Below are 9,132 nucleotides of genomic sequence, written 5' to 3'. Positions count from 1 at the left end.
GGTCTCCCTTCCGCATGGTGTTTGGGTTTGCACCCACAGATTCATTCACCACGCCGGGGCCGCTTCCCTCATTTCTCAACGGACTTTAGCACACGCTCATGAGCGTCAGTTACCGGAAGCGAGTAGCCCAGAAATACCAGGCTGTCGGCGCCCGCCACAGCCCTGAACGCGCGATTCCAGAGGTCTCGGAATACCCCTATCTCGAATCTTTTCTCATATTCCGGCGGAATTATAGTAAACCGCATACCCCGTCCTTGATACGTGTAAGGTCGCTTTTTCAGGGTCACTTGATAGTCCTCTTTCTCCGCCCTTTCAATCCTGAAATGCAGCGACCCATGCAGCTTCAAAAGCAGAACGGTATGTTCCCTTGTGGCCGGCTTTTGCGGCTGCCACTCCCGCTCGCCCTTCAAGCGGGAGCTGCACCGGTCCCGGTTCCTTGGACACTTTCGTGGCTTCGTGGATCATGCCGCAACCGCGCGGCGGCGGGAGGTCCAGGTGCTGATCGACGAGCTGCTCGGCGTGGCCCGCGGGCTGACGGTCGAGGACCTGCGGGCGCTGCTCGAGGTGGCCCGCCGCCTGCAGCGGCGCTAGCGAGGCCTGCGCCTATCGGAGCTGGCTGGCAAAGAACTCCAGGAGCGGGACGTTGTAGGCGTCCTGCCACAGGTGGTTGGCCAGACTGCGCTGCCCGTTCCCCCGCAGCCAGAAGGCCGGCACCTCCCGATACCCGTGCGCGCGCAACTGCCGGATCACCTTCTCCGCGCAGGAGCGGTCGTTGATGCCGTCATCCTCGTGGTGGAAGACGCGGAAGGCCGGCTTGACCGGCGGGTTCATGCTCTCCCAGGGCTTTTCGTTGGGGTACCGCTCGGCCTGGCAGGCACCCGGCTCGATGATCTGCTTGCCCGTCTCGTTGTCGAACCCCGCCCCGTGCACGACGGTGCGCGGGGTCAGGCCCGGCTCACAGATTCGGTGCCAGCCGTAGGGGTCCCCGCTCGAGACCGGCGCAAAGGCGGTCACCAGCCCGTCGAAGTGCGTGGCGGCGCGCGTCGTCATGTAGCCGCCGGACGAGAGGCCGGTGAGGAAGACCTCGGTCCGGCTGCCGGCGGGCCGCGTCTGGGGGATCACGGCCCGGATGACCTCGCCGATGAAGGGCAGGTCGAGGTTCGGACGCTCCCGCACCTCGTCGTCCCACACCTTGCCGCAGACGCGCCCCTGGCTGTCGGTCACCCGATCCGAGGAGTTGAGCGCGAACACGGCAAAGCCCTGCGCCAAGGCCCGCTCGGCCCACCGCACCTGCGGCGCGACGATGGGGGGACTGGCCACGCAGAAGTGGGTGTGCTCGCCGCCGCCGCCGTGCAACACGATGACGGCTCCCCTGGTCCAGGGCCCGTCGGGTCCCCGCCAGAACAGGGTGCGCTGCAGACCGGCCACCGGGAGCACCACACGGTTCCAGCCACTGGCCATGCACTGCCGTTCCTGGACCGTGGGCTCCGGCGTTCCACCCCCCGGGGTGGCCGGTCGGTGGGGCGCGACGCCCGCGCCCCTGAGCGCCAGGTCGAGGCGGACGATGCGCCGCTCGGGCTGCCCGCCGGCGAAGACGATCATGGTGGCCACCAGCGCATTCCCCGCACGGTTCCACGAGCTGTCGGCCACGATGGTGCGGCCCCCCGCGTCCTCCGGGGCACCGCGCTCGTTGAAGAAGGTCAGCCGGCGCTGGCGGCCGCCGTCGGCGTCCATCAGCCAGTAGTCGGTGCGCAGGGCGGCGCCGTAGCGGGAGAAGTCCCGCACCGGCACCGGGTAGCCGCGGTCGGTCATCCACACGATGGTGCGGCCGTCCGGCGAGATCTGGGCGTGCTCGTCCCACTCCCCCGGCGTGTCGGTCAGGTTCCGCAGCCGCCCCGTGCGCAGGTCCATCGTCCAGACGTCCAGGTCGAAGGGGTGGGCGCGGCCGATGCTCGCCGAGAAGATCACCGTGCGGCCGTCGGGCGTAAAGCCGTGGCTCTCGTAGAAGGTCTGGGGGTCGCCGCGCGGGCGCAGCGTGCGCACGTTGACCAGGCGGGCCTCGCGGCCGTCCAGCACCAGGTCGGCCAGCCGCAGGGCCCAGACCTTGCGCCGCCCCTCCTGGACGCGCGCCGCCCAGAAGACGGTGCGCCCGTCGGGGCTGAGGTGCGGGTGGAGGCTGGCCTCGCCCGCGCGGACGCGTGTGAGCTGCCAGGCCCGGCGGCCGTCCCGGGTGATGAGCCACAGGTTGTGGTTCAGCCCGGCCCCGCCCTGGGTGAGGTATGCCTCCAGCCGCTCGCCGACGGGGAGGTCGAGCGCGGGGTCCTGGGACTGGAAGAGGATGTACTCCCCCGAGGGGTGCCAGGCGGGGAGGTCGTTGTGCTGCTGGGGGACCTGCGGGTGGCCGCAGGTGAGGCAGGCCAGGCGGGTGCCGTCGGGGCGGAGCAGCTCGATGTCGGCGTAGCCGTCCCGCCCCACGATCCCTGCGGCGATGAGGCCGGTGGCGTGCGACCAGTCGACGCGGCCGCCCACGCGGTCGACGAGGACGGTGACCCCGGCGAGCTCCCGCGGGAGACCGGCGGGCAGGCGCGGGGCCGCTGCGGGCTCCTGCGCGGCCGCCGCGGGCTGCTGCGCGGCCGCCGCGGGCGCACGCGCAACCGCCGGGACCGCACGGGCAGGCCCTGCCGCGGCCGCTGCCGCCAGGCCGGCGACGAGGAGGAGAGGGGCGACTCGCATGCCGTCACAGGAAACTGCCCGCCCGGGGGAGGGGTTTAGTCAGGGGCCGCCGGCCTGATCCTGAGCGGGCCGGGAGACCTTCCCCCTGACGGGTCAGGCGTCCCCCCGCTCGACCAGGTCGACGAAGATCCGGGCGATGCGCGGGTCGAACAACCGCCCGGCCTGCTCGCGGATGTAGGCCAGCGCCTCCTCGCGGCTCCACGCCGGACGGTACGGGCGTTCCGACGTCAGGGCGTCCCACACATCCACCACCGCGAAGATGCGGGCAGCCAGCGGGATGGCCTCACCCCGCAGGCCGCGCGGGTAGCCGCTCCCATCCCACCGCTCATGGTGGCAGTAGGAGACGTCCAGTGCCGGGCGCAGGAAGTCGATGGGCGCGAGCAGCTCGTAGGCATAGACGGGATGCTGGCGCATGACCGCCCACTCGGCATCGGTCAGCGGGCCGGGTTTGTGCAGGATCGCGTCGGGGACGCCCATCTTGCCGATGTCGTGGAGCAGCGCGCCGCGACGCAGGTGGATCAGGTCCTCCTCACCCAGACCCGCGGCCTGGCCCAACCGAACGCACAGCTCGGCGACGCGCTGCGTGTGGCCTTGGGTCTCCCTGTCGCGGAGGTCCAGCGCCCGTGACCACCCTTCCAGGGTGGTGTCGTACGCCAGCGTCAGGTTGACGTTCGATCGCTGCAGGTCGTCGAAGAGCGCGACGTGGTCGATGGCGATGGCCGCCTGCATCGCCACCGCGTCCAGGAAGTCCAGCCACTCCTCCTCCGGGGCGAGCGGGGAGCGGTGGAAGAGCTCCAGCACCCCTTTCACCTGCCCCTTGGCCACCAGGGGCACGGCCATGTAGGCGACAAACTCCTCTTGCGGAAAGAGCCGCGAGCGGGTGAACGCGCCCGGGTGCATGCGGAGGTCGCTCACCTCGATCCGCCGGCGCTCGAGGGCCGCCTGGCCGGCATACCCTTCGCCCAACCGCAGGTGGGTGCGCTGCAGGGCCGTCGTGCGGAATCCCCGGGCGGCGGCGAACCTGAGCGTTTGTGTCCGGGCGAGCAGCAAGACGCAGGCCGCGTCCACGCCCAGCTGCAGCGTCACCTGGTCGAGGATGACGTTGAGCGTGACGCGCACGTCCAGACTGCTGCCGATGGCCATCTCGATGGCCCGCAGGGCCCCCAGCCGCTGCACCCGGCGCTCGGCCTGCTCCCGCAGCCGGCGCTCACGGTCGAGGAGCTGGACGTTCTCGATGGCGATGGCGGCCACGCTGGCGGCCACCTGGACGGCCACGACGTGCTCCGGGAGGTAGGGCGCCGGGCCAGTGCCCTGCACTTCCAGGGCCCCGATGGTGCGGCCCATCACTGCGAGCGGCACCACGAGCATCGCCGGTGCCTCCGCCTGGGGTGCTCCCTGCCCTTCGATGGTCTCGTCGACGAGGTGCCCCGCGTCGGGGACCCCGCCTGGGCCGGCCAGCTCGGGCTCCAGCAGGGCTTCACGAGCCCGCGACGCGCTATCCACCACGGCCGGCGGCTGGCCGGGCTGCTCCTCGCCCTCAGCGGCTGCAGCATAGACGCAGGTGCGATGCGCTCCCGTGGGGTCGTCCAGGTAGACGGCGAGCCGATCGAACGGCACGGAGGAGGCCACGAAGTCACGCACGGCGCGGAAGACCTGCCGGAGCTCGTGCGCCGTCCCGACCCGCTGTTCCAGATCGGCCAGGCGCTCCAGGAGCTGCCGGTACTCCCGGATGGCGCGCTGGTCGGCCTCACGCAGCGCCGCCTCGACCCGCTTACGCTCGGTGATGTCCTCGGCCACCTTGACGTAGTGCGTGATCCGGCCCCGCCCGTCGCGGATGGGCGAGACCGTGGCCAGTTCCCAGTAGCGCGTGCCGTCCTTGCGGTAGGCATGGAGCTCCCCCTGCCAGGTCCCGCCGCCCCGCAAGGTGGCGAGGCGGGCCTCTTGCTGCTCCGGTACGACGGGGTCGGCCAGCCGGTGGACAGGCATGCCGAGGACGTCCTCCGGCGTGAAGCCGGTGACCGCGGTGAACCTGGGGTTCACGTACTCGATGCGCTCGAGCGGGTCGGTGATGACGACGATGCCCGGACCCTGCTCCACGGCCCGGGAGAGCTTGCGCAGCTCTTCCTCGACCCGTCGGCGCTCCCGCCGGACCTCGGCATCGCGCAGCTCCCGTGCCACCGCCGGTGCCAGGCGGGCGAGGTGCCCCTTCATGATGTAGTCGTGGGCGCCAGCCTTCATCGCCTCGACGGCCACATCCTCGCCCACCGTACCCGACACGATGAGGAAGGGAAGGTCCACCTCGCGCTCCTGGAGCAGGCGGAGCGCGTCCACCGCCGTGAACTGCGGCATGGTGAAGTCGCAGAGGACGAGGTCCCAGGCCGCCTCCTGCAGCGCGTCGGCGAGGGCTCCGGCGGTCTCCACGCGCCGCCAGGATGGGACGTAGCCCGCCTGCTGCAGCTGGCGGACCAGCAGGAGCGCGTCGTCCTGGTTGTCCTCGACGATCAGGACGCGTAGCGGTGTCGGCGGCGCCGCCGGGTCCCGCGCCGCGGTGGGCCTCATGGGGAGGGCGGAGGCTCGTTGAGGACCAGCCAGTACAGGCCGAGCTGCCGGACGGCCTCGGCGAACTGCATGAAGTCGACGGGCTTGCGCACGTAGCTGTTGGCGCCAAGCACGTACCCGGCGACCAGGTCCTGCTCCTCCCGGGAGGAGGTGAGGATGACCGCGGGGAGCCACTTCGTCCGCTCGTCGGCCCGGAGGCGGCGCAGCACCTCCAGCCCGTCGACCTTCGGGAGCTTCAGGTCCAACAGGACGACCGCCGGGAGGGCGTCCTGCGCCGAGCCCCGCTCCTGGAAGAGGTAGGCCAGCGCCTCGGCTCCGTCTTCGGCCACCACGACCCGGTTGGCAATGTGGTGCCCCCGTAGGGCGCGCAGGGTCAGGGCCACGTCGTCCGGGTTGTCCTCCACCAGCAAGATCGTCCGTTCGTCCATCGCCCGCCTCCTATGAACCCCTCGCCGGGATCGTGAAGAAAAACGTCGCGCCCGCTTCCACCGCCGCCTCCGCCCAGATGCGACCTCCATGGCGGTGGATGATCCGCTGCACCGTGGCCAGCCCGATGCCCGTCCCCGGAAACTCGCTCGCCTTGTGGAGGCGCTGGAACGGCGCAAAGAGCTTGTCGGCGTACGCCATCTCAAACCCGACGCCGTTGTCTCGGACGAAGAAAACCGGCCCGCTGGCGGTGGTCCATGCGCCCACCTCGATCCGGGCCGGGTGGCGGGGGGTGGTGAACTTCCAGGCATTCTCCAGAAGGTTCACGAGGGCGACCCGCAACAGGCGCGTGTCTCCCGTCACCACCAGGCCGGGGGCTACGGTCGTGTCCACGGCCCGGTGGGGATCGCGGTGCCGGAGCTCCTGCAGGATGTGCTCCGCCAGGTGGGAGAGGTCGACGCGCTCCTCGCGCATAACCGCGCGCGTGATCCGCGAGAGCTCCAGCAGGTCGTCGATGAGCTGGGCCATCCGCTGGCTGGCCTGGCGCACGCGCCGGAGGTAGTCCTGGGCGTTCTCGTCCAGGGCCGCGCCGTAGTCGTCCAGCAGGGCCTGGCTGAAGCCGTCGATGCTGCGGAGCGGGGCGCGAAGGTCGTGGGCCACGGAGTAGCTGAACGCCTCCAGCTCGCGGTTGGCCGCCTCCAGCTGCGCGGTGCGCTCCTGGACCCGCCGCTCCAGCTCCTGGGTGAGGGCGCGGAGCGCCGTCTCGGCCCGCTTGCGCTCGGTGATGTCATAGGCGACCACCAGGGCGGCCGGGCGTCCGGCGAACCGCAACGTGTGGGAGACGATCAGGACGTCGATGATGCGCCCGTCTTTGGTCTGATGTCGCCACTCCCCGGAGCGCTGGAGGGCCGGCCGCGGCTGCGCAATGTCCGCCAGCAGCCGCGGGACATCCTCAGCCGGCCGGATGTCGGAGATCCGACGGGCGAGGAACTCTTCACGGGAGTACCCCTAGTGGGCCTGGGCTGCCGCATTGACCTCCAGGAACCGCAGGGTCTCGAGGTCGTACACCCACATGGGCAGGGGGTTGTGCTCGAAGAGCAGCCGGAAGGAGATGGCCTGATCCTCTTGGTGGGCAGCTGGGTACGCGGCCTCCCTCGATGCGGCGCCGGTCGAGCGTCCGACCAGGGCAGGGCGTCTCCCTGCGGACTTTGGCACCATCAAGACCCCCGACGCTGCACTGCGGCCTGACCCGCTACTCTCAACGCCCCGGGGCGGCGTCGGGACCGGGGGCCGGGGACCTCCTCACGCGTCGTCCTCTCCAAGACCATGCCCAGGCGTTCGACGTCGCAGTCCAGATGTGGAGTGTGGGCACCGCGCGGTGTGGGCCCCACGCTCGGACGTGCAGCTCTCCCCCCTCCCCTCCGGCCGCGCGGGGCGAGAGGCCACGCTATCCCCGGAGGTGCATCGTGCGACGGGGGCCGTCGAGGGTCACGACCCAGCGGTTGAGCAGGTCCCGGCCCAGCAAGGCTTCTCCGCCCAGGCCCACCACCTCGACGATCTGCCGCCTTCCGGCCGCCTCCACCTCGGCGGCGTACACGGGGACGCGGGCCGTCCCCGCCACCCCGCGGACCGTCACCTCGCTCACCCGGGGCAGGCCGAGCGCCTGCGGCAGGCCCTCGGGGAACACGGTGATGTCGGCGCCGCTGTCCACGAGCGCCGCCACCGCCGTGGCCGGCTCGGTGCGCGGCGGTCCCAGGCGTACCGGGAGCACGGGAGCCGGCGGACTGCGGCGGGCGTCGTAGGGGAAGGCGTCGGGTGGGGCGGGCCAGCGCCGACCAGGCTGCCGCGGCGGGCGCGCCATCGGCTAGGCGCCGACCAGCCGGGGCGAGGGGACCGCGACGACCCGCTCCTCCGCCGTCACCTTGGGCATGAAGACCGGGCGCGTGCCCACCCGGGCGAAGACCCGGCGCGCCAGCGCGTCGAAGTCGCGGTCGTGGTCGATGACGCGGCCCCGGTCGATGGCCACGTACTGGTCGCGGTAGCGGCGCAGCAGGCGGCGGCGGTTCGCCTCGAACCAGCGCATGCTCTCGGCCACGCCTGCGGCTGCGCCGGAGGCAGCCGCGGCACCGGCGGGCGGCGCGCCGACCACCTGCTGCAGGGCCTCGGCCACCAGTGCCGCCAGCGTCACCCCGCGGCGGGCTGCCGTCGCCTTCGCCTCACGCACCAGGGGCTCGGGGAGCCCGCGCAGGTAGAGCGTCGTCCCTCGGGCCATGACCACACCTCCCTCCCGTGATGCTAACAAAGCTCACTTATGTTAGCAAGACAACATCACCGGGGCGACCCGCCCGGGCCTGGGCGCGGGCGGCGGGTCGGGCGGCGCGCGGTCTGCTACGCTGGAAGCGCATCGGGCACCCTGGTACGGCTGAGAACCCTCGCACGGAAGGTGGACCCTGTGGAGGACGCACCGCGCGCCCCGATCGAACGCGATCGCGCCCCCCACCGCCCCGGAGGCGGGCGGCTCGTGCAGGCGGAACCCTGCGCCTGGCGGGCCGGTCCCGACCTCCCCTGGCGGACGGCGCCCCACCGCCACAACCCCGTCCGGACGATCCCCGCACCGTGACGGCCCGTTCTTCTTCCTTCCTGGCCGGCCTGCCCGGCGGCGTCCCCGTCACCTGGGCCATCCTGCTGGCCAACGCCGCCACCTTCCTCCTGGCCTTCGTCGGCGCCGGCGGACCCCTCGACGCGCTCGTCTTCCACACCTGGGAGGCGCTGCCCCGCCCGTGGACCCTGCTCACCTACGCACTGGTCGGCGCCGGCCACCCGCTCTGGCTGCTCGTGGGCCTGTACGTCTTCTGGATGTTCGCCGGCAGCCTGGAGCGGTCATGGGGCCGCGTCCGCTACCTGACCTTCCTGGCGATGGCGACGGCCGCGCCGGCGGCGGCTCTCGGGCTCGGCGCCGCGCTGCTCGGCCGGGGCGTGGGGCTGGCGGGGCTGTGGCTGCCCCTCGCCGGCACCATCGTGGCCTGGGGGGCGCTGCGCCCCTACGAGCAGGCCCTCCTCTTCTTCGTCCTCCCGGTGCAGTTCCGCTGGATCGCCGTGGGGGCTACGGCGCTGGTCTTCTTCAGCTTCCCCTTCCCCCTGGGGCTGTTCGCGCTGGCCGGGCCCGGCGTCGCCTGGGCGTCGGCGACGGGGCGGGTAGACCCGGCCACCTGGCGGGTCGGGTGGTCACGGGGCGGGCGCGGGCGGCGGGCCATCCGGCGGGACGGGCCCACCCTGAGCCCGCTGGCCTGGTACCGGCGGTGGCAGACGAAACGGCGCTTCCGCCGGCTGGTGCGGCAGGTGGACCTGGAAGACCGGCACTAGCTGGGCCAGGATCGGGCCCGCCGACGGGACGGCCGGACTCCAGCGCGGCGA

The 9,132-nt window shown here is 72.1% G+C and carries 8 protein-coding genes and 1 pseudogene; 1 reads left to right on the top strand and 8 read right to left on the bottom strand.

The window, feature by feature from the left end:
- Positions 1 to 603 precede the first annotated feature (603 nt).
- The 8 genes and pseudogenes from RB146_13715 to RB146_13680 all read right to left on the bottom strand — a co-directional run bounded on the left by RB146_13715 (position 604) and on the right by RB146_13680 (position 7,990).
- Positions 604 to 2,733: a hypothetical protein gene (locus RB146_13715; protein MDQ7830021.1), complete on the bottom strand. Its 2,130-nt coding sequence runs from the start codon at positions 2,731 to 2,733 to the stop codon at positions 604 to 606.
- 93 nt (positions 2,734 to 2,826) lie between these two features.
- A complete protein-coding gene (locus RB146_13710; protein MDQ7830020.1) occupies positions 2,827 to 5,292 on the bottom strand; it encodes a GAF domain-containing protein in 2,466 nt (821 codons plus the stop codon).
- Positions 5,289 to 5,720: a response regulator gene (locus tag RB146_13705; GenBank protein MDQ7830019.1), complete on the bottom strand. Its 432-nt coding sequence runs from the start codon at positions 5,718 to 5,720 to the stop codon at positions 5,289 to 5,291. Before RB146_13705 ends, RB146_13710 begins: the two co-directional genes overlap by 4 nt.
- Positions 5,721 to 5,730: 10 nt before the next feature.
- Positions 5,731 to 6,192 (bottom strand): ATP-binding protein, encoded by a 462-nt coding sequence (locus RB146_13700; protein ID MDQ7830018.1) that lies wholly within the window; start codon positions 6,190 to 6,192, stop codon positions 5,731 to 5,733.
- 21 nt (positions 6,193 to 6,213) lie between these two features.
- Positions 6,214 to 6,714: pseudogene (locus RB146_13695) on the bottom strand (histidine kinase dimerization/phospho-acceptor domain-containing protein).
- A 12-nt stretch (positions 6,715 to 6,726) separates the two neighbouring features.
- Positions 6,727 to 6,936 (bottom strand): PAS domain-containing protein, encoded by a 210-nt coding sequence (locus RB146_13690; GenBank protein MDQ7830017.1) that lies wholly within the window; start codon positions 6,934 to 6,936, stop codon positions 6,727 to 6,729.
- 229 nt (positions 6,937 to 7,165) lie between these two features.
- Positions 7,166 to 7,579 carry a hypothetical protein gene (locus tag RB146_13685; protein MDQ7830016.1) on the bottom strand — a complete coding sequence of 138 codons (414 nt, stop codon included), beginning with the start codon at positions 7,577 to 7,579 and terminating at the stop codon, positions 7,166 to 7,168.
- 3 nt (positions 7,580 to 7,582) lie between these two features.
- Positions 7,583 to 7,990 carry a DUF5678 domain-containing protein gene (locus RB146_13680; protein ID MDQ7830015.1) on the bottom strand — a complete coding sequence of 136 codons (408 nt, stop codon included), beginning with the start codon at positions 7,988 to 7,990 and terminating at the stop codon, positions 7,583 to 7,585.
- Between the two features lie 344 nt (positions 7,991 to 8,334).
- Between RB146_13680 and RB146_13675 the strand changes: the two genes are divergently transcribed.
- A complete protein-coding gene (locus tag RB146_13675) occupies positions 8,335 to 9,081 on the top strand; it encodes a DUF1751 domain-containing protein (protein ID MDQ7830014.1) in 747 nt (248 codons plus the stop codon).
- Positions 9,082 to 9,132: the final 51 nt, after the last annotated feature.

It is taken from the genome of Armatimonadota bacterium (assembly GCA_031081585.1).
Lineage (GTDB): Bacteria > Sysuimicrobiota > Sysuimicrobiia > Sysuimicrobiales > Humicultoraceae > Geohabitans > Geohabitans tengchongensis.
Note: the sequence above shows the minus strand (reverse complement) of the source record. Positions and strands in the feature narration are given on the sequence as shown.

Excerpts from the sequence above, each read along its gene's own strand:
- RB146_13715 (MDQ7830021.1), bottom strand. The coding sequence starts at position 2,733 with ATGCGAGTCGCCCCTCTCCTCCTCGTCGCCGGCCTGGCGGCAGCGGCC.
- RB146_13710 (MDQ7830020.1), bottom strand. The coding sequence starts at position 5,292 with ATGAGGCCCACCGCGGCGCGGGACCCGGCGGCGCCGCCGACACCGCTA.
- RB146_13705 (MDQ7830019.1), bottom strand. The coding sequence starts at position 5,720 with ATGGACGAACGGACGATCTTGCTGGTGGAGGACAACCCGGACGACGTG.
- RB146_13700 (MDQ7830018.1), bottom strand. The coding sequence starts at position 6,192 with ATGCGCGAGGAGCGCGTCGACCTCTCCCACCTGGCGGAGCACATCCTG.
- RB146_13690 (MDQ7830017.1), bottom strand. The coding sequence starts at position 6,936 with ATGGTGCCAAAGTCCGCAGGGAGACGCCCTGCCCTGGTCGGACGCTCG.
- RB146_13685 (MDQ7830016.1), bottom strand. The coding sequence starts at position 7,579 with ATGGCGCGCCCGCCGCGGCAGCCTGGTCGGCGCTGGCCCGCCCCACCC.
- RB146_13680 (MDQ7830015.1), bottom strand. The coding sequence starts at position 7,990 with ATGGCCCGAGGGACGACGCTCTACCTGCGCGGGCTCCCCGAGCCCCTG.